The sequence below is a fragment of the Alcaligenes sp. SDU_A2 genome (assembly GCF_038237375.1).
In the GTDB taxonomy this organism is placed as follows: domain Bacteria; phylum Pseudomonadota; class Gammaproteobacteria; order Burkholderiales; family Burkholderiaceae_B; genus Alcaligenes.
This window is the reverse complement of sequence record NZ_CP151273.1, coordinates 1,540,327-1,559,481: the sequence shown is the minus strand read 5'-3', so window position 1 is coordinate 1,559,481 and position 19,155 is coordinate 1,540,327. Positions and strand designations below refer to the sequence as shown.

16 protein-coding genes are annotated in these 19,155 nt (G+C 59.1%); 3 read left to right on the top strand and 13 right to left on the bottom strand.

The genetic code is table 11. The features are described from left to right. Positions 1-68 precede the first annotated feature (68 nt). Entirely contained in the window at positions 69-494 is a 426-nt protein-coding gene (gene ndk, locus AADW57_RS07310) for a nucleoside-diphosphate kinase (RefSeq protein WP_341669392.1), read from the bottom strand. Positions 495-744: 250 nt separating this feature from the next. Here ndk and AADW57_RS07305 point away from each other — a divergent pair, with 250 nt between their 5' ends. Continuing rightward, positions 745-3,597, top strand: a complete 2,853-nt coding sequence (locus AADW57_RS07305) for a valine--tRNA ligase (protein WP_341669391.1) — start codon at positions 745-747, stop codon at positions 3,595-3,597. 172 nt (positions 3,598-3,769) lie between these two features. On the opposite strand, the gene trmD is transcribed toward AADW57_RS07305, so the two are convergent. The 7 genes from trmD to AADW57_RS07270 form a co-directional block, all read right to left on the bottom strand. Continuing rightward, positions 3,770-4,540, bottom strand: coding sequence for a tRNA (guanosine(37)-N1)-methyltransferase TrmD (trmD, locus tag AADW57_RS07300; protein ID WP_341669390.1), 771 nt, complete (start codon positions 4,538-4,540; stop codon positions 3,770-3,772). Positions 4,541-4,635: 95 nt separating this feature from the next. Beyond that, a complete protein-coding gene (gene rimM / locus AADW57_RS07295; protein ID WP_341669389.1) occupies positions 4,636-5,235 on the bottom strand; it encodes a ribosome maturation factor RimM in 600 nt (199 codons plus the stop codon). A gap of 36 nt (positions 5,236-5,271) precedes the next feature. Beyond that, positions 5,272-5,532, bottom strand: a complete 261-nt coding sequence (gene rpsP / locus AADW57_RS07290; protein ID WP_341669388.1) for a 30S ribosomal protein S16 — start codon at positions 5,530-5,532, stop codon at positions 5,272-5,274. A 143-nt stretch (positions 5,533-5,675) separates the two neighbouring features. Further along, positions 5,676-5,930 carry a sulfurtransferase TusA family protein gene (locus AADW57_RS07285; RefSeq protein WP_341669387.1) on the bottom strand — a complete coding sequence of 85 codons (255 nt, stop codon included), beginning with the start codon at positions 5,928-5,930 and terminating at the stop codon, positions 5,676-5,678. Next, positions 5,930-8,554 carry an alanine--tRNA ligase gene (gene alaS / locus AADW57_RS07280; protein ID WP_341669386.1) on the bottom strand — a complete coding sequence of 875 codons (2,625 nt, stop codon included), beginning with the start codon at positions 8,552-8,554 and terminating at the stop codon, positions 5,930-5,932. The genes AADW57_RS07285 and alaS overlap by 1 nt, the downstream gene beginning before the upstream one ends. Positions 8,555-8,826: 272 nt before the next feature. Then, positions 8,827-9,762 carry an allantoinase PuuE gene (puuE, locus tag AADW57_RS07275; protein WP_341669385.1) on the bottom strand — a complete coding sequence of 312 codons (936 nt, stop codon included), beginning with the start codon at positions 9,760-9,762 and terminating at the stop codon, positions 8,827-8,829. A gap of 11 nt (positions 9,763-9,773) precedes the next feature. Further along, a complete protein-coding gene (locus AADW57_RS07270) occupies positions 9,774-10,529 on the bottom strand; it encodes a GntR family transcriptional regulator (protein ID WP_341669384.1) in 756 nt (251 codons plus the stop codon). Positions 10,530-10,732: 203 nt separating this feature from the next. Between AADW57_RS07270 and uraH the strand changes: the two genes are divergently transcribed. Further along, positions 10,733-11,086 carry a hydroxyisourate hydrolase gene (gene uraH / locus AADW57_RS07265; RefSeq protein WP_341669383.1) on the top strand — a complete coding sequence of 118 codons (354 nt, stop codon included), beginning with the start codon at positions 10,733-10,735 and terminating at the stop codon, positions 11,084-11,086. A gap of 63 nt (positions 11,087-11,149) precedes the next feature. After that, the gene (locus AADW57_RS07260) at positions 11,150-12,379 is read left to right on the top strand and encodes a urate hydroxylase PuuD (protein WP_341669382.1); all 1,230 of its coding nucleotides are present in this window, start codon (positions 11,150-11,152) and stop codon (positions 12,377-12,379) included. A gap of 163 nt (positions 12,380-12,542) precedes the next feature. Here AADW57_RS07260 and AADW57_RS07255 read toward each other — a convergent pair whose 3' ends face one another. From AADW57_RS07255 to parC, 5 genes are all read right to left on the bottom strand, one after another. After that, complete coding sequence (locus AADW57_RS07255; RefSeq protein WP_341669381.1) at positions 12,543-13,016, bottom strand: TrbG/VirB9 family P-type conjugative transfer protein; 474 nt, start codon at positions 13,014-13,016, stop codon at positions 12,543-12,545. Between the two features lie 104 nt (positions 13,017-13,120). Continuing rightward, a complete protein-coding gene (locus AADW57_RS07250; RefSeq protein WP_341669380.1) occupies positions 13,121-14,440 on the bottom strand; it encodes an extracellular solute-binding protein in 1,320 nt (439 codons plus the stop codon). Between the two features lie 7 nt (positions 14,441-14,447). Then, on the bottom strand, positions 14,448-15,701 hold the full coding sequence (locus tag AADW57_RS07245) for a D-amino acid dehydrogenase (protein WP_341669379.1): 1,254 nt from the start codon (positions 15,699-15,701) through the stop codon (positions 14,448-14,450). A 36-nt stretch (positions 15,702-15,737) separates the two neighbouring features. Next, positions 15,738-16,772: a CDP-6-deoxy-delta-3,4-glucoseen reductase gene (locus tag AADW57_RS07240; RefSeq protein WP_341669378.1), complete on the bottom strand. Its 1,035-nt coding sequence runs from the start codon at positions 16,770-16,772 to the stop codon at positions 15,738-15,740. 69 nt (positions 16,773-16,841) lie between these two features. Next, entirely contained in the window at positions 16,842-19,151 is a 2,310-nt protein-coding gene (gene parC, locus AADW57_RS07235) for a DNA topoisomerase IV subunit A (RefSeq protein WP_341669377.1), read from the bottom strand. Positions 19,152-19,155: the final 4 nt, after the last annotated feature.

Below are 19,155 nucleotides of genomic sequence, written 5' to 3'. Positions count from 1 at the left end.
AGGCGTTTTACCTTGGAGCGGCGACGTTTAGGCGGCAAAGCCCAACCTGCGCTGCGCGGGTAAACAAATTAACGGCTGTAGACGTTGCACTCGGGGAAGAAGAAAGCGATTTCGACAGCGGCTGTTTCGGGAGCGTCGGAACCGTGCACGGCGTTGGCGTCAATGCTGTCGGCAAAGTCGGCGCGGATGGTGCCGGGTTCTGCTTTCTTGGGATCGGTAGCGCCCATCAGTTCGCGGTTCTTGGCAATGGCACCTTCGCCTTCCAGGACTTGCACGAACACAGGGCCGGAGACCATGAAGTCAACCAGATCCTTGAAGAATGGACGGGCAGCGTGCACAGCGTAGAAACGCTCGGCTTCGCCGCGGGACAGGTGAACCATGCGGCCGGCGACGACCTTCAGGTTGGCGCCTTCGAAGCGGGAGATGATCTGGCCGACTACGTTTTTGGCAACGGCGTCGGGCTTGATGATGGACAGAGTGCGTTCAATAGCCATGTGAAAATCCAAATAAGAACAATATAGTGTAGTCTTTGCTGCGTAAAGCAAAAATGCGCATCCAACGAGCCGTGTTAATTTCCCGAATGAAAACAAACACTTTCGTCGTATTTACGGCAACCCGGCATTTTACCACGCCAAAGACGCACGGCTACATCTTAAAATAGCGCATCTTGAATTCGAATTTTGTCCAGAAACAAGCGGCCGGCGCCGCGCACGTACCGATCACGGTAAGACAGACTGCATCACCATGACCAACTCATCCGCACCGACCTCCGACGAACAGCTATCCAAGAGCTTTGAACCCCAGGAAATCGAATCGCGCTGGTATGCGCGCTGGGAACAAGGCGGCTACTTCCAGGGCGGCCAACACGTCCAGCCACAACCCGGCCACACGGCCGAACCCTTCGCCATCCAGTCGCCGCCGCCCAACGTGACGGGCACGCTGCACATGGGCCACGCGTTTAACCAGACCATCATGGATGGGCTGACGCGCTACCATCGCATGAAGGGCGACGACACCGTCTACATTCCCGGCACCGACCACGCCGGCATCGCCACGCAGATCATCGTCGAACGCCAACTGGATGCGCAGAACATCAGCCGCCACGACCTGGGCCGCGAAAAATTCCTGGAAAAGGTCTGGGAATGGAAAGAGAAGTCCGGCAGCACCATTACGGGGCAATTCCGCCGCCTGGGCGCATCGTGCGACTGGGGCCGCGAGTACTTCACCATGGACGACAATCTGTCGCGTGGCGTGCTGGAAACCTTCGTGCGACTGTACGAACAAGGCCTGATCTACCGCGGCAAACGTCTGGTCAACTGGGACCCTGTGCTGGGCACTGCCGTCTCCGACCTGGAAGTGGTCAGCGAGGAAGAGGACGGCCACATGTGGGAAATCCGCTACCCCCTGACCGAGCCACAAGCTGGATTGACCCATTTGGTCGTCGCAACCACGCGCCCCGAAACCATGCTGGGCGACGTCGCCGTCATGGTACACCCCGAGGACGAGCGCTATGCCGCCTTGATCGGCCAGACCGTCACCCTGCCTCTGGTCGGACGCCAGATTCCCATCATTGCCGATGACTATGTAGACCGCGAATTCGGCACCGGCGTGGTCAAGGTCACGCCCGCCCACGACTTCAACGACTACGCTGTCGGCCAGCGTCATCAGCTGGAGATGATCAGCATCCTGACGCTGGATGCCCATATTGCCGACACTGCTCCTGCCGCTTACCAAGGCCTGGAGCGTTTTGCTGCGCGCAAGCAAATCGTGGCCGACCTGGATGCCCAGGGCCTGCTGCAAGCCGTCAAACCACACAAGCTGATGGTGCCGCGTGGCGATCGCACCAACACCGTGATCGAACCCATGCTAACCGACCAGTGGTTCGTGGCCATGAGCCAGCCCGCTCCGGCCGACTCCCTGCATCCCGGCAAGAGCATTACCCAGGTGGCGCTGGACGTGGTGGCCGATGGTCGCGTGCAGTTCTACCCCGACAACTGGGCCAACACCTACAACCAGTGGCTCAACAACATCCAGGACTGGTGCATTTCCCGCCAACTGTGGTGGGGTCACCAGATTCCCGCCTGGTATGCCGACGATGGCCGCATCTTCGTGGCCCGCAGCGAAGAAGACGCCCTGGCCCAGGCCCGCGCCGCTGGCGTAGACGGCCCACTGCGCCGCGACGAAGACGTGCTGGACACCTGGTTCTCGTCCGCGCTGGTGCCCTTTACCGACCTGGGCTGGCCCGAGCAGACGCCCGACATGGACCGCTACCTGCCCTCCAGCGTGCTGGTCACCGGCTTTGACATCATCTTTTTCTGGGTTGCGCGCATGGTCATGATGAGCATGCACCTGACCGGCCAGGTACCCTTTCGCACCGTCTATGTACACGGCCTGGTGTGCGACATGGAAGGCAAGAAGATGAGCAAGTCCAAGGGCAACACCATCGACCCCGTGGACCTGATCGACGGCATCGCACTGGAGGACTTGCTGCACAAGCGCACCTTCGGCCTGATGAATCCCAAGCAAGCCCAAAGCATTACCAAACGCACCAAGAAGGACTACCCGGACGGCATCCCGGCCTTCGGCACCGACGCCTTGCGCTTCACCATGGCCGCCTATGCCACGCTGGGACGCAACATCAACTTCGACATGAAGCGCTGCGAAGGCTACCGCAATTTCTGCAACAAACTGTGGAATGCCACGCGCTTCGTGCTGATGAACACCGAAGGCCACGACCTGCAACAAGAAGCACCGACCGAGCTTTCCTTCGCGGACCGCTGGATCATCAGCCTGCTGCAACGCCTGGAACAGGATGCCGAGCGCGGCTTTGCCGACTACCGCTTTGACAACGTGGCCAATGCCATCTATCACTTTGTCTGGGACGAGTACTGCGACTGGTACCTGGAACTGGCCAAGACCCAGATCCAGCATGGCACGCCCGCCCAGCAACTGGGTACACGCCGCACCCTGATCCGCGTGCTGGAAGTGGTGCTGCGCCTGGCTCACCCCATCATCCCATTCATCACCGAAGAACTATGGCAGAAGGTATCCGTGGTGGCCGGGAAACGCGCCGAAGACACCGTCACCAGCATATCGGTACAGCCCTACCCCATTGCCAACCCAGCCGCCATCGACGAGCAGGCCGAGACTCTGGTGGCCGAGCTCAAAGCCCAGGTGGATGCCATCCGCGCCCTACGCGGCGAAATGAATATCTCGCCCGCCCAGCGCGTGCCGCTGATCGCCCAAGGCGATGCCGCCACCCTGCATGCCAACAGCCCTTATCTGGCTGCTTTGGGCAAGCTGGACAGCGTGCAGATTGTGGAGCAACTGCCCACTGACGCCGGTGCGCCGGTACAGATTGTCGGTGCCTCGCAACTGATGCTGCATGTGGAAATCGACGTGGATGCCGAGCGGGCCCGCCTCTCCAAGGAAATCGAGCGCCTGCAAGGCGAAATCCGCAAGGCGGAAGGCAAACTAGGCAATGCCAGCTTCGTGGAACGCGCTCCGGCTGCCGTGGTGGAGCAGGAGCGCCAGCGCGTCGCCCAGTTCGGCGAAACACTGGCCAAGGTACAGCAGCAATTCGAACGCCTGAGCTGATCCACACCTCGCCCAACAAAAAGGCCCTGCATGATGCAGGGCCTTTTTTATCGACTCAGATTGAACCGTCCACACAAGGCAGGGTCTGCGCATAAACGGCCCACGATCTTTTTGATGACGCCAGAAAAAGCAGCGCCAGGCCCAATGCGCAAAGGCCCGCCCAGGCAAGCCATCAAGACCCGCCCTGCTCTCCCGGTTCGGCCAAGGCGGCCAGGAAGCGCTCGTCGGCCTTGCTCAACTCGCCGCGTTCGCGCGCCAGAAGAATTAATTCGGGGCGGCGCGTTGCCGTCAGCCGCAGCGATTGTTCGCGCCGCCAGGCCTGAATGCGGCCGTGATGGCCGGACATCAAGACCTCGGGAACCGCTTCCCCGCGGTACACCTCGGGGCGAGTGTAGTGCGGACTGTCCAGCAGACCACTGTTGGCGGCATGAAAAGAGTCCTGACGGGCCGAATCCGCGTCATTCAATACCCCCGGCAACAAACGCACCACACTATCGATGATAGCCAGCGACGCAATCTCGCCGCCGGACAGCACAAAGTCGCCCAGAGACAACTCCTGCGTGACGCGGGCGTCGATAAAACGCTGATCGATGCCTTCGTAGCGGCCGCAGACCAACACCGCGCCCGGCCCCTGGGCCAACTCTTGCGCGACCGCCTGATCAAAGCGCCGCCCGGTGGGGCTGAGCAAAATGACAGCAGGCGCATCGCCGCGATCCGCCAATGCATGGTCCAGCGCATCATTCAAAGGATCGGCCAGCATGACCATGCCCGGGCCGCCGCCGTAGGGGCGGTCGTCCACCGTACGATGCACATCGCTTGTGTAGTCGCGCGGATTCCAGGTGCGCATCTGCCAGATGCCCAGCTTATGCGCACGCCCTGTCACCCCGGCCTCGCTGACCAGGTTGAACATATCCGGAAACAGGGTCAGGGCATCAAAACGCATGGGGACCGGCCAAGAGAAAACACAGTAAGAAAAGTCCCGGCCCTTGCCGGTATGCCATCACGCATGCGCTACGCAATGCGCAACGATGCAGTCAGTCAGGCCGGCCAGTGGCTATGCAATAGGCGTGCCGGCAGATCCACGGTGTGGACAATGGCTTGCACAAAAGGCACCAACTCTTCCAAGGGACGGCCCTTGTCATCGAGCTGCGGCATAAATACGCCCTCTGGATTCCAAAGACCACGATGCACCGCCAAAATGGCATGAGCACCATTATCCAGCACCTCGACCACTTCGCCGATAGGCTGGGGCTGTCCGTCCTGCTCACCCCAAAACTGGCAACCGATTAAATCGACCCAGTAGAACTCGTTGTCGTCCGCCTGCGGAAACTCGGCACGGGAGACCCAGACAGTCTGCCCTTTCATGGCTTGAGCCAGATCTCTGTCGTCCATGCCCTCGAACTGAGCCACAATGGTGGCACCATGTTGACGCGCGGACACGACATTTCGGGATGGTATGGACGCAAAAACGCCCGCCTGGCTTCCAGGACGGGGCGCTTTTATCCACCACGTTTTAGCATTCAGGAGCGCCTTGGTTTGCATAGAGTGCGGTTGGACCTTGACCCAACCACGTACTCCATAGGCGGAAACAATGCGCCCAAGCTCGACCAAGTCGTCAGGAGGCGCTGCGTGTTTCACGAATCAGTACGCTACCGAAAAAGCTGCAACGTCGACTTAGGCTGCCGAGGCGACCTTGGCCGAGTATTCTTTGACCAGGCGAGCCACTGCTGGCGAAACCTGAGCACCGTTGTCGGTGAAGTGCTTAACGCGATCCAATTGCAGACGCAGGTTTTCCTGGCCTTCGCCAGCGACGGGGTTGTAGAAACCCAGACGCTCGATGAAGCGACCATCACGGCGATCACGCGCCTCGGCGGCTACAACGTTGTAAAAAGGACGCTTTTTGGAGCCACCACGGGCCAAGCGAATTACCACCATTGATAATCCCTTTATTGTGTAAGGTAAACGGTAAACAAAAAATTCTAGCACTTTTTCCGGCCGCATGCCAAAACTGGCGCGCCCAAACACCGGCCCAAGTCCTAAAAACGCAACATACAAAGCAGTATTTTAACGCCGCCGGCTCAACGACGGCGCAAAAAGTGCAGAGTTTTTTCGGCTTCAGCCTGCTGGGCCAGCAATTCATTGCCCGTTTGCCGGCTGAAGGCCTGAAAGTCTTGAACAGCGTGCTGATCGGTCGTGATGACCAGCAACACCTGTCCGGATTCTATCTGCGCCAAGGCTTTCTTGGCACGCAAGATGGGCAGCGGACACTTCAGTCCCGAGGCATCGACCTGCAGATCGAAAGAAGGTAAGCCTGCCGAATCGAAATCAGCCATTACGCGCCCAACTGATTCTGCACCCAGGCCTGGACCGAGGCATTGGCAGCCGGCAGAGCCGCCGCATCCGTGCCGCCCCCCATCGCCATATCAGGACGACCACCACCCTTGCCGCCAATCTGAGCAGCCACAAAGCCCACCAGATCGCCCGCCTTGACCTTGCCGGACAAATCGGCGGTCACCCCACCGACCAGGCTGACCTTGCCGTCGGCCACTACGGACAACAGCAATACGGCGGATTTAAACTTGTCTTTCAACTGATCAGCCATGCCGCGCAAGGCCTTAGGATCGACACCGGTTAAGGTGGCGACCAGCAGACGACTGTCCCCGCCCAGTGCCACCGCCTGCGAAACCAGATCCTGTCCCGCCGCAGAGGCCAGTTTGGACTGCAATTGCTCACGCTCACGCTCCAGGTCTTTGATCTGCCCCTGCAGCGCGGCGATCCGCCCTGCCAGCCCTTCAGGCTGAGTGCGCAGACTGGAGGACGCTTCGTTCAGCAAACGCTGCTGCTCTTGGACCCAATGCAGGGAATTGTCGCCTGTGATGGCTTCCACCCGGCGCACACCCGCGGCCACGCCGCTTTCGGAAAGAATCTTGAACAAACCAATATCGCCGGTCCGGGCCACATGTGTGCCGCCGCACAGCTCTCGCGAAAAGCCAATATCCAGAACACGGACTTCGTCGCCGTATTTTTCGCCGAACAAGGCCATTGCGCCGCCGCTGACGGCATCATCAAACGACATCAGGCGGGCCTGCACATCCTGGTTGGCCAGCACCTGGGCGTTGACGATCGCCTCTACCTGGGCGATCTGCCCGGCCGTCATGGCGGCATCGTGGGCAAAGTCAAAACGGGTCTTGTCCGCATCCACCAAGGAGCCACGCTGCTGCACATGGCCGCCCAGCACCTCGCGCAAGGCTTTGTGCATCAAGTGGGTCGCGGAGTGGTTGCGCACAATGCGCGCACGGCGCGCTGTATCAACCTGCGCCTGAAGAACGTCGCCCACCGTCAGGGAGCCACTGGACAACACACCTTGGTGCCCAAACACCTGGCCAGCGATTTTCTGGGTGTCTTGCACATCGAAGATGACGCCTTGCGCCGACAGCACGCCGGCATCGCCCACCTGGCCGCCGGATTCTGCGTAAAACGGCGTAGCGTCGAGCACGACCACGGCCTGCTGCCCCTGGGCGACCGTCTCAACAGACGTACCATCCACATACAGCGCCACTACCGTGCCCTGGCCCACCAGCGTCTCGTAACCATCAAAACGCGTGTCAACGCCCGAATAGCTCAGACCTTCAGCCGCTTTGAACTTGCCGGCCGCCCGCGCCATCTTGCGCTGATTATCCATGGCGGTCTCAAAACCGTCCAAATCCACATCCACCTCGCGTTCACGGCAAATGTCAGCTGTCAGATCGACAGGAAAACCGTAGGTATCGTACAAGGTGAACAGGGTCTGGCCATCCAGCGTACCTTTGGCGGGCAACGCGGACAGCGCGCCTTCCAGGATGCGCATGCCGTTTTCCAGCGTTTCGCTAAAGCGCTCTTCTTCCTGACGCAGTACCTGTTCGATCCGTTCACGCTGGTTCAGCAATTCAGGATAAGCCTGCCCCATCTGTTCGCCCAGATCCTTGACCAGATGGAAGAAAAACAGACCTTTCTGGCCCAGTTTGTGGCCATGACGCAAGGCACGGCGAATAATGCGACGCAACACATAGCCGCGTCCTTCATTGCTGGGAATGACCCCGTCCAGAATCAGGAAACTGCAGGCACGGATATGATCGGCAATAACTTTCAGAGAGTTATTGTCCATATCCTGCGTGCCGGTTTCGCGGGCAGCCGCCTTGATCAAGGCCTGGAACAGGTCGATTTCGTAATTGGAATGCACATGCTGCAACACGGCAGAGATGCGCTCCAGGCCCATGCCGGTATCCACACAGGGTTTAGGCAGCGGCGTCATGCTGCCGTCGGCGGCGCGCTCGAACTGCATGAACACCAGATTCCAGATTTCAATGTAGCGGTCGCCATCCTCTTCGGGAGAGCCTGGAGGGCCACCCCAGACATCAGGGCCGTGGTCGTAAAAGATTTCCGAGCACGGGCCGCAAGGGCCGGTATCGGCCATTTGCCAGAAGTTGTCCGAGTTGTAACGAACGCCGCCTTTATCGCCGATGCGGATAATGCGCTCGTGCGGCACACCCACTTCCTTGGCCCAGATATCGTAGGCTTCGTCGTCTTCCTGATACACAGTGACCCACAATTTTTCGGCGGGCAGCTTATACACCGTGGTCAGCAGCTCCCAGGCGTAGCGAATGGCATCATGTTTGAAATAATCGCCAAAGCTGAAGTTGCCCAGCATCTCGAAAAACGTATGGTGGCGGGCGGTATAGCCCACATTTTCCAGATCGTTGTGCTTGCCCCCGGCGCGCACGCAACGCTGCGAACTGGTCGCGCGATGATAGGGACGGGTTTCTTTGCCGGTGAAAACATCCTTGAACTGCACCATGCCGGCGTTCGTGAACAGCAAGGTGGGGTCGTTACCTGGAACCAGAGGGGCCGAAGGTACGATGTTGTGCCCTTTGGACTCAAAGAACGATAAGAACTTCTGACGGATTTCGGATGTTTTCATTACATGAAACGCGATGAAAAAGTAAAACTTATTATAAGACGATGAGCCCGCAAGCCCCTGCATGCCGTGCGCCAGTCCAACGCCCGAGGACCGGGCACGCACAAAAAACCTGGGCGTGCATATCCATACCCGAGGGCGGCACAAGCGACAAATAGTACTGTTTTCAGCAAACGGAAACAACAATTGCGACCCTAGGGTCGCAATTGCGCACATCGTCGCCCTACAAAAGCGGCCGCTGGCCTTACGGCCCCCACCCGGCAGCAGCCCGGCTGTTACCCGGCTGGCTGATAGGGATGTTGCTGAACCCAATGACGGGCGATGTCGGCCCGGCGGCAAATCCACACTCGCTCGTGCTGCTGGATATGATCGAGAAAACGCTGCAAGGCCTTGAAGCGGCCAGGACGGCCGATCAGGCGACAATGCAAGCCAATGGACAACATTTTGGGGGCCGTCTCGCCTTCTTCGTACAGCACATCAAAGGCGTCCTTCAGATAATTGAAGAAATGCTCTCCGGTGTTAAATCCCTGGGGCGCGGCAAAGCGCATATCGTTCGTATCCAGGGTGTAAGGCACCATCAGCTGGGGCTTGATCGTGCCGTCCTTCAGGGGCACTTCGCTCCAGAACGGCAGGTCGTCGCCGTAATAATCGGAGTCGTACAGAAATCCGCCCTCTTCGGCCACCAGACGCAGCGTATTGGGACTGTCCCGACCCGTATACCAACCTTCGGGATGATGCCCCAGGATTTTGCTCAACACCTGCACGCACTGACGCATGTGCTCGCGCTCAACCTCCTCGGGCACATTCTGGTAATGAATCCAGCGATAGCCGTGGCAGGCAATCTCATGACCCAGGCGCACGAACTCTTTGGCCAGCTCGGGATGGCGCTCCAGCGCCATGCCTACGCCGAAAATCGTCATGGGCAGGCCACGTTTTTCAAATTCATTCAGAATGCGCCAGACCCCGGCGCGCGATCCATATTCATAGATGGACTCCATGGACAGATGACGGTCCGGATACGCCGCCGCGCCGATGATCTCCGACAGAAACTGTTCCGAGCCGGGATCGCCGTGCAAGACGCAATTCTCGCCCCCCTCTTCGTAGTTCAGCACGAACTGGACGGCAATGCGCGCCTGTCCCGGCCAATTGGCGTGAGGCACATGCTTGCCGTAACCGATCAAGTCGCGAGGATAGGACTTCTGTTGTGACATGGGGTCTCCTGTTATCGTTTGACGCTGAAAGCCAGCCAGGGATCGGCCGATGGGCCGCTCTCCGCCTCCTTCATGCGGTGTTCGCAATCGCTTAAATGGTGATGCATGGCCTGGCGCGCACCATCGGCATCGCCCTGGCTCAGGCGATCCAGAATGTCTTTGTGCTCGTGAAAGGAGCAGGCTTTTTCGCCCGGCGTGTCGTGATACGCAATAATCAAGGTAGTGCGGGCACACAAGGTGTGCATCAACTCGCTCAGCTCGTGGTTGCCCGCGCAGCGCGCCAACACCACATGAAAGGCATTGGACAGGCGCAGCCAGCTGATGCGATCGCCCTGCTCGAAAGCCTGCTGTTCGCGGGCCACCATGTCGTAGAGCCCTTTCAATTGCGCGGGCAGATCGGGCAAAGCCAGCAGTTTGCGCAGAATCAGCTCTTCCAGATCGCGCCGCAACTCGAACACGTCCTGTGTTTCCTTGACCGTCGGCTTCCAGACAAAAGCCCCGCGATTGGGCTCGATGACCACAATCTTGTCATGTGCCAGCGCCGACAAGGCCGCACGTACCGTCGCGCGAGAGCAGTCAAAAATAGTACACAGCGTCGCTTCGGTCAGCTTGGCCCCAGGCAACAAACGCCGATCCACCACCGCGTCGAATATCTGACTGTACACACGTCCGGTTTCGCTATCCGCCGGCCCGCCTTCCAGCAGCGACGAGGCGCTGGGTGCCTGCACAGCCGTGGCGTCGTCCTTGTGTCGCTGAATTTGAAGCATAAAAATTCTCGTTATTTATTCTTGACAATTATTCGGTATCCCCACAAAATCGTCAACATAAATTGTCGACAATCTGGATCTCAACCAGAGCGGCAATTTCGGGGCCTTAACCCAGCGCACTGATCCTTGCACCGCTGGCCCCCGGCCGGTTCTCCAAACTGGGCTCGCTGGACTTTTTTGATCACCATAATCCGGAGACATTTATGGGCAAGCTCTCTACCCATGTGCTTGACACGACTCAAGGTCGTCCTGCACAAGGCGTACGCGTCGACCTCTACCGCATTCAGGGCGACCAGCGCACTCTGATCAAGACCACAGCCACCAACAGCGACGGACGCTGCGACGAACCCCTGCTACAGGGTCCGACCATGGCCACCGGCGTGTTTGAACTGGTTTTTCATGCTGGCGATTATTTTGCCGCCAACGGCACCGTCCTACCCGAACCACGTTTTGTCGATCAGGTGGGCATCCGGTTTGGCATCGCCGACGCCGATGCCAACTACCACGTCCCCCTGGTCGTCACCCCTTGGTCATGGTCCACGTACCGCGGCAGTTGATCCTTGTATCTGCACTGCTTTTTTCGATCACATAACGAATAAACAAATCGATACGAGACATATATGCACGCGTACCTACTTGAATACGGCAACTTGCTGCTGCGCTGGCTGCACGTTATTGCGGCCGTAGCCTGGATAGGCGAATCCATTTACTTTGTGATGCTGGACAACGGCCTGAAACCGCCCAAGGGCGAAGAAAGCAAGAAACGGGGCGTTTTCGGCGAAATGTGGGCAGTCCACGGCGGCGGTTTCTACCACAACCAAAAATACCTGACCAATCCGGCCGAACTGCCCGATGACCTGCATTGGTCTTTCTGGAAATCCTATACAACCTGGCTATCCGGTTTTGCCCTGTTTGCCCTGCTGTACCTGACCAAGCCCGAGTTCTATCTGGTCAACCCCAACAGCGCATGGGAATGGGCCGCCCAGATGACAGGCACTCAAGCCAATGTCGTGGCCATTGCCTTTCTGGTGCTGGGATGGGTGGTCTACAACGGGCTGTGCCGCCTTATCAGCCCCAATATGGAGCGCGACGGGCTGCTGAGCGTTGCCGTGGCCATCATGATGGTTGTGGTCGCCTATTTGAGCGCGCACATTTTCTCGGGCCGCGCCGCCTTCTTGCTGACCGGTGCTGTCATGGCCACCAGCATGTCGGCCAACGTATTTTTCTGGATCATTCCGGGCCAGCGCCGCATGGTCAAAGCCCTGAAGGCCGGCCAGACCCCCAACCCGCTGGATGGCAAGCGGGGCAAACAGCGCTCGGTGCACAACACCTACTTTACGCTGCCCGTCCTGCTGCTGATGCTGAGCAACCATTATTCGTTCACGTACAACCACCCCAACGCGTGGATCATCATGGTGCTGTTCATCTTTGCCGGCGCATTAATACGCCAGTACTTCGTGCTGCTGCATGGCGGCACCAATAATCTGGCTTACCCGGTTGCCGGTGCCATCCTGTTGATCATCGTGGGTTGGGTAGCGGCTCCGGTCAGCGTCAAGGCACCCGCCCAGACGGCGGCAACGGACGCGTCGGCTGCCACGGTCAGCCTGGCTCGCATACAAGGGATCATGGATGCCCGCTGTATCCAGTGCCATGCCGCCAAGCCCAGCGCGCAATTTGGCTTCCCGTCGGCACCCGCCGGCATGCTGCTGGACACGACGGAACACACCTTGCTGCATGCAGAGCAGGTCAAGAATGTGGTGGCATCGCACTACATGCCTTTGGGTAATATGACCCAGATGACCGAGCAAGAACGGGCCGACATTGCCGCCTGGAGCGGCAAGGCCGACTAAGTCGGACACGGTGCCGCAGCAGCGGTGCAGCGATCGCAGCCCCCCAAACCCGACATGCAGACATGTCGGGTTTTTTGTGGCTATGGCCACATAGCGGCACGCCAGACACGGTAAATGTCAGCATTGCCCACCCAAAAGCATGCCTGCCAAGACCGCCCTGACATCAGGGGACATAGGGCGTCCCTGGATCGGCCGCAAACTCCGGTACAGAAACAGAAGACGATACGGCGTCTTGTTCTGACCGCCCAGGACGAGATCCTTGTGCATCCTGAACATCAGAGCCAGGCAGTCGAATGGCCCAGGCGCGTCCATGACCAGCCCGGAAAACAAGTTCGGGCCATACCCCCTGAAGCAGTTGAAACTGACCGGAACGGACGGTTAGCAATAGCTGCTCTTGCCCCTGACGACGCCCGAATACAGCTGGGACTTGCTGGCCGGGCGCAAACTGTAGCCAAGTGCGCTTGCCATTATCGAATACCTGCATAGGACCGATACGTGGCTCTCCTGATAATCGCCAGCCAAAGTTGAACACCGAACCAGCGCCCTCGATGGAAGGAGCGTTGCCCGTAGCACTAAAGCAGGCCGACAGGCCCGGCAGCAGCAAACACGCACACACCAGCCGTAACAAAAACACCATGACGCACATCCCCTAAAAAAAACTCCACACCCCATTAGGGGCGTGGAGCTTATCTTGGGCCAGGCCGGCAGAGCGCGCCAGATCGGCTTATACGAATGGATAAATCAGCGTCCTCGCTGAGCCACCAGACGATTTGCCTCGGCGGCGGCAGTGCGCAAGGCCGTCGTTGCTGGCTGCTTGCCGTCCAAAGCGCTTTCCAGGCTCTGGTTGAACACAGCACGAATCTGGCGGTAATTGCGGAAGTTACCTTTGGCCGTGCCCGACGCGCCACTGCCGTAAGCTCCCACCAGATGCTGCCAATCGCCCTTGTCGCTGTAGTAATCGCTGCCGGTTGCGTTAAAGGCTTCACGGCTCAAGGGGAGAAAACCGGTCTGCTGATACCAGCGCGTAGCATTTTCAGGCTGTGCCAACCAGCTGACAAAACGCGCTGTAGCCCGGTTCTGATCGGCGGCATGGCCTTTGGTCGCCCACAGCGCACCGCCGGTCACGAAGGGCTTGCCGGGAGTCTGGGTGACTTCAGGGTAGTACGGCAGGCCGGTCACGGCGAACTTCAGCCCACGGGTGGCGTTGTACTCGCCGATATGGCCGGAGTTGGAAAACATGACAGCGCACTCGCCCTTGGCAAAACGCTGTGGCGACTGCGGCAGCATTTCGGGCTTGACCATCAGTTCGGACTTGACCCAGCTGACCATCATGGACAGATGGCGGATATACATAAGGTCAAAGTCAAACCCTACTTTACCCTTGACCTTGGGGCCGGGTGCCAGGCCGTAGATCTGATTATTGACCGCTGCCAGATTCTCCAGGTTGATGGAAACCGACTGATCGGACGTCAAGGGACAACGGCGCGAGCCATTATTGGCCAATTGCACCAGTTGGCCCTGCAGATCCAGCCAGACCCGACTGGGAGCAGCCGGCTCAAGCTTGGCTTTATTGAACGACTCGGTGTTGTAGTACATGACCGGAATTTCCGCCATGTAAGGAAAGCCTTGCAACTGACCACGACCATTGCGCACAAAGGAATTGGAGGCCAGGAACCAAGACACATTGCTTAGATTTTCTTTGGCCAGCAAGGTATGCATGGGCAGGATGTACGGGCGATCAGCCACTTCGTCCAGGCCGGACATCTCGCCCAACTGCACCAGGTTGGGCAACTGCGCGCCGGAAACAGCACGCATGGCCTGATCCAGGGAAGTGTCGGAATCGTGCGCCTTGACCTCGACCTTGACATCTTTCTGGCTGCGGTTGAAGTCTTTGACCAGTTTTTCAAATTCGGCCTGGTTGTGCGGGTTCAGGGCTGTCCAGACCTGAATATCGACCGCAGCCAAAGCAGCGGAACCATACAAGAGCGCGGCGGAGCCGCCCACTGCCGTCGCCAGTGCCAAGACGCACTGCTTCAGCGTTAATCCGCGTAGATTTTTCATAAACCCTTTAGCGTAAAAAAGGAAATTCGGGTTCGGGCTGACGGCCGCCCAGAAGGTCGGCCAGGGCCCGGCCGGAGCCGACCCCCATTGTCCATCCCAGCGGACCGTGCCCGGTATTCAGATACAGATTAGCTATCCGGGAGCGACCGATCAATGGGACGTTTGAAGGCGTGGCAGGACGCAGTCCCGCCCAGAATTGAACATTATCAAAATCCAGCCCGCTTGGGAACAATTCGGCCACCTGCGCCAGCATGGATGTGCAACGCTTTGTGTTCAAACTGCGGGAATAACCGGAGAGCTCCGCCGTGCCAGCCATGCGCAAGGTATCGCCCAATCGTGAATAGACGATTTTCTTGTCTTTGTCGGTCAGGCTGACAAACGGCACGGCATCGGATCGACGGATGGGAATCGTCACCGAGTAGCCCTTGGCCGGGTAGATAGGGCAGGCAATGCCCAAGGGTTCAAGCAGCTCGGGGCTGAAACTGCCCATGGCAACCACGAACGCATCGGCCTGCACAGTCTCGAAATGGCCGTCAGGCGCAATGATTTCCACGCCGGTCACACGCCCTTGCGCGGTCAACAGACGATTGATCTGGGTGGAATAACGAAACTGCACGCCAGCCCGCTCGGCCATGCCGGCCAGCCCGCAGGCAAACAAATTGACATCACCCGATTCATCGTCCTTGGTGTAATCCCCGCCCACGATCAGATGCCGCGCAGAGGCCAGCGCAGGCTCCACCCGCAGCAGCTCGTCCACACTCATCACGCGCCGATCCACCCCCATGTCCCGCATCAGGTCGGCCATCTGCAAAGACTCATCCAGACTGGCCGCGTCCCGGTAAAACGTAATAATGCCTTTTTCCTGGTGACGGTAATCGAAATCCAGCGACGGGCGCATCTGCTTGAGCGTGCGGCGGCTGTATTCGGCCATGCCCACCAAGGCACGCACGTTGGGGGCCACGCGCGCAGGCAGGCATTCACGCAAAAAAGACAGGCACCAGCGCCACTGCCGGGTATCCAGGCGCGGACGAAACACGAGCGGAGCCTGATCGTCCAGCAACCATTTAAGCAGCTTCAAGGGCGTGTGCGGATTGGCCCAGGGTTCCGCATAGGATACCGATATCTGGCCGCCATTGGCCCGAGAGGTTTCCTGGGCCGGCCCGTTGCGCCTGTCCAGTACCACGACTTCGTGCCCATCTTGGCTCAGCCACCAGGCTGTCGATACCCCGATGATGCCACTGCCCAGTACTGCTACTTTCATGTTTGCTGTCCGTTATTGCATAAGAGGCGACGCGGCTTACTTGACGTCGGCCAAAGAGGTAAAGGCGTCGGCAAAGTAAGCCTCGGGGTCCAGCCCGGCCTGCTCGACAAAATCGCGACGGGCGCTCTCGACCATGGCAGGCGCGCCGCAAGCATAGACTTGCCAGCCCGACAGATCGGGCAAGTCCTGCAGCACGGCCTGATGAACAAAACCAGTGCGCCCCGTCCAGCCGTCCTCGGGCTGGGCATCGGACACCACAGGGATGAAACGCAGATTGGGCATGTCCGCCGCCCACTGCTCGGCCAGTTCCGACTGGTACAAATCGCGCGGACGACGACCTCCCCAGTACAAGGCGATTTCCCGGCGACTGCCGGTCTGGCGCAAGCGCTCGATCAAGGCCTTAATGGGTGCGAAACCTGTGCCGCTGGCCAGAAAAACCATAGGAGCCGTGCTGTCCTCGCGCAAAAAGAAAGACCCCAGCGGAGCTTCCACACGCAGAATTTCGCGCTCTTTCATGGCCGTCGCGCCGGCGCCGAACACGTGGTCGGTGAACACACCACCAGGCATGTGACGGATGTGCAACTCAACCTGATTGTCCTCGCGCGGCGGCGTTGCCATGGAATAACTGCGACGACTGCCGTCCTTCAGGATAAATTCCAAATACTGGCCAGGGTAGTAACGAAATGGCTCGGAGGTCGGCATCTGCAAACGCACGATCATGACATCGTCCCGCACCTTTTCCAGAGCGGCCACGCGCGAAGGCATCTTGCGGATCTGGATATCCGAAGCCATGCGAATCTCGTGCGATTCGATGACCATATCGGAGGCCGGCTTGGCCTGACAGAACAAGGTGAACCCGGCATCCCGGTCTTGCTGGCTGAGCAACTGCTCGGGAGCCCGTCCGGCATCGTAGTCGCCTTCGAGCACTTTGCCGCGACACGAGGAACAGGTGCCATTGCGACAGCTATACGGCAGGACAATACCTGCGTTCAGCGCGCCATCCAGCACAGACTGCCCAGGCTGTACATCGAAACTATGCCCACTGGGCTGTACTGTGATCTTGAAACTCATGTCCAATACTCAAAAAAAGAAGCTAGCCGGATCGTGCCCTAGACAAGGTGGCGATCCGGCACCAAGACTTTACTGCACCTGCGGCCGATGCAAGACCGGGTCGTTCAGCTTGACGCCCAGTTGTTTGCCCTTGCGGGCCCGCTTGCCCAGGTATTCGGCCAACGCATCCAGATCCATCAGCACCGTGGATTCGCGCTTGCGATAAACACCGGATACCGCCAGTCCTTCCTGACCTATGCCTATCCACTGCGCCAGACTGTCGCCCTCGTCCAACCCCATCAGTATGGTGCCACGGCCGCCCTTCTCCAGCACTTTGAGCTCGTTGACGTCCACGACCAGAAAACGGCCCTTGGCACTGAGCAACCCCACGTACTGGTCATCGGCATGCAAGGCCAAGGGCTTGAGCGGCGTCTTGCCTGCCTCGATGCTCAAAAACTGCTTGCCGCCGCGCTGACGGGTATTCATGTCGGCCTGACTGGCAATAAAACCATAGCCGTCGCTGGCCGCCAGCACATAACGCTGTTCGCCAGGCGCAGCCAGCATATGTTCGATCGGTGCGCCAGGGCTGACATCGATCATCGATGTAATGGGCTGACCATCGCCCCGCGCCGACGGCAAGCTGGCGACCGGGACAGTATAGACCCGACCGTCGCGCCCCAGGGCCACCAGATCTGTCGTGCTGCGACACTCCAGCGCATCGTACAAGGCATCGCCGGTCTTGAAGGCAAACTGCGTCGCATCATGGCCATGGCCCTGGCGGCAGCGCAGCCAGCCCTTGCGCGAAATGATGACAGTAACCGGTTCGTCCACCACCTTGTTTTCCAATACGGCGCGCTCGGCCGCTTCAATCAGGGTGCGGCGTTCGTCGCCATAGGTTTTAGCGTCGGATTCGATTTCGCGAATCATCAAGCGCTTGAAGGCCTTGGGGTTGTCCAGCAACTCCTGCAACTCGGCCTGCTCCTTGCGACGCTCGTCCAGCTCCTTTTCGATTTTGAAGCCTTCCAGCCGAGCCAATTGACGCAGGCGCATCTCAAGAATATCGTCGGCCTGACGCTCGCTCAAATCAAAGCGCGCCATCAAGGCCGCACGGGGCTCGTCGGACTCGCGTATGGTCTGAATGACCTCATCCACATTCAGGTACACCATCATGCGCCCTTCCAGCACATGGATACGGTCCGACACTTTATCCAGACGAAAACGCGTGCGCCGCTCCATGGTCTGGCGACGAAATTCCAGCCAATTAACCAGGACCTGACGCAAAGACCGCTGACCGGGCCGGCCATCCACATCGATACAAACCAGATTGATGGAGACGCTGCCTTCGAGGCTGGTTTGCGTCAGCAAGGTGTTGACGAATTCATCGCGGTCGATGGCACGCGATTTAGGCTCGAATACCAAGCGCACGGAGGCCTGTTTGCCGGACTCATCGCGCACGGCATCCAACAGATTGAGCATCAGGGCCTTGGTCTGCTGCTGCTCGGCGGTCAAGGATTTTTTGCCGCTCTTGACCTTGGGATTGGTGCGCTCTTCGATTTCTTCCAGAATCTTCTGGGTCGACGTGCCGGGCGGCAATTCGGTGACCACCAATTGCCACTGGCCGCGCGCCATATCCTCGAACACCCAACGGGCGCGCGCTTTGATGGAGCCGCGGCCTTGCGAGTAGATGGCGGCAATATCCTGCGCCGGCGAGATGATCTGCCCACCGCCGGCAAAGTCCGGCCCTGGCACCATGTCGTACAGCGCCTGATCGTCCAGCTTGGGATCGCGCAGCAACGCCACGCAGGCCTGGGCGATTTCACGCAAATTGTGCGACGGAATCTCGGTGGCCATGCCGACCGCAATCCCCGATGCCCCGTTAAGCAGCATGATGGGCAGGCGCGCCGGCAAGGCCAGAGGTTCTTTCTGGCTGCCGTCGTAGTTTGGCACGAAATCGACCGTGCCTTCATCCAGTTCATCCAGCAACAGGCGCGCGAACGGCGTCAAGCGCGCTTCGGTATAACGCATGGCGGCGGCATTGTCGCCGTCGCGCGAACCGAAGTTGCCCTGTCCATCCACCAAGGGATAACGCAACACGAAATCCTGCGCCATGCGCACCATCGCGTCATAAGCAGCCTGATCGCCATGCGGGTGATACTTACCCAGTACATCGCCCACCACGCGCGCGGACTTGACCGGCTTGGCGGTCGGGCCCAGGCCCATTGCATCCATTGCATACAAAATGCGGCGCTGCACGGGCTTTTGGCCATCGGTCAAATCCGGCAGGGCGCGACCACGCACCACGGACACGGCGTAATCCAGATACGCCTGTTCAGCGTACGCCGCCAGCGTGATGTGATCGTCCGATCCCGCCGGCTCAAAATCCAATTGATTGCTATCCATATCG

What these genes read in the sequence shown, in the direction of transcription:
- ndk (WP_341669392.1), bottom strand. Translation starts at nt 494, where the DNA reads ATGGCTATTGAACGCACTCTGTCCATCATCAAGCCCGACGCCGTTGCC.
- AADW57_RS07305 (WP_341669391.1), top strand. Translation starts at nt 745, where the DNA reads ATGACCAACTCATCCGCACCGACCTCCGACGAACAGCTATCCAAGAGC.
- trmD (WP_341669390.1), bottom strand. Translation starts at nt 4,540, where the DNA reads ATGCGTTTTGATGCCCTGACCCTGTTTCCGGATATGTTCAACCTGGTC.
- rpsP (WP_341669388.1), bottom strand. Translation starts at nt 5,532, where the DNA reads ATGGTGGTAATTCGCTTGGCCCGTGGTGGCTCCAAAAAGCGTCCTTTT.
- AADW57_RS07285 (WP_341669387.1), bottom strand. Translation starts at nt 5,930, where the DNA reads ATGGCTGATTTCGATTCGGCAGGCTTACCTTCTTTCGATCTGCAGGTC.
- alaS (WP_341669386.1), bottom strand. Translation starts at nt 8,554, where the DNA reads ATGAAAACATCCGAAATCCGTCAGAAGTTCTTATCGTTCTTTGAGTCC.
- puuE (WP_341669385.1), bottom strand. Translation starts at nt 9,762, where the DNA reads ATGTCACAACAGAAGTCCTATCCTCGCGACTTGATCGGTTACGGCAAG.
- AADW57_RS07270 (WP_341669384.1), bottom strand. Translation starts at nt 10,529, where the DNA reads ATGCTTCAAATTCAGCGACACAAGGACGACGCCACGGCTGTGCAGGCA.
- uraH (WP_341669383.1), top strand. Translation starts at nt 10,733, where the DNA reads ATGGGCAAGCTCTCTACCCATGTGCTTGACACGACTCAAGGTCGTCCT.
- AADW57_RS07260 (WP_341669382.1), top strand. Translation starts at nt 11,150, where the DNA reads ATGCACGCGTACCTACTTGAATACGGCAACTTGCTGCTGCGCTGGCTG.
- AADW57_RS07255 (WP_341669381.1), bottom strand. Translation starts at nt 13,016, where the DNA reads ATGGTGTTTTTGTTACGGCTGGTGTGTGCGTGTTTGCTGCTGCCGGGC.
- AADW57_RS07250 (WP_341669380.1), bottom strand. Translation starts at nt 14,440, where the DNA reads ATGAAAAATCTACGCGGATTAACGCTGAAGCAGTGCGTCTTGGCACTG.
- AADW57_RS07245 (WP_341669379.1), bottom strand. Translation starts at nt 15,701, where the DNA reads ATGAAAGTAGCAGTACTGGGCAGTGGCATCATCGGGGTATCGACAGCC.
- AADW57_RS07240 (WP_341669378.1), bottom strand. Translation starts at nt 16,772, where the DNA reads ATGAGTTTCAAGATCACAGTACAGCCCAGTGGGCATAGTTTCGATGTA.
- parC (WP_341669377.1), bottom strand. Translation starts at nt 19,151, where the DNA reads ATGGATAGCAATCAATTGGATTTTGAGCCGGCGGGATCGGACGATCAC.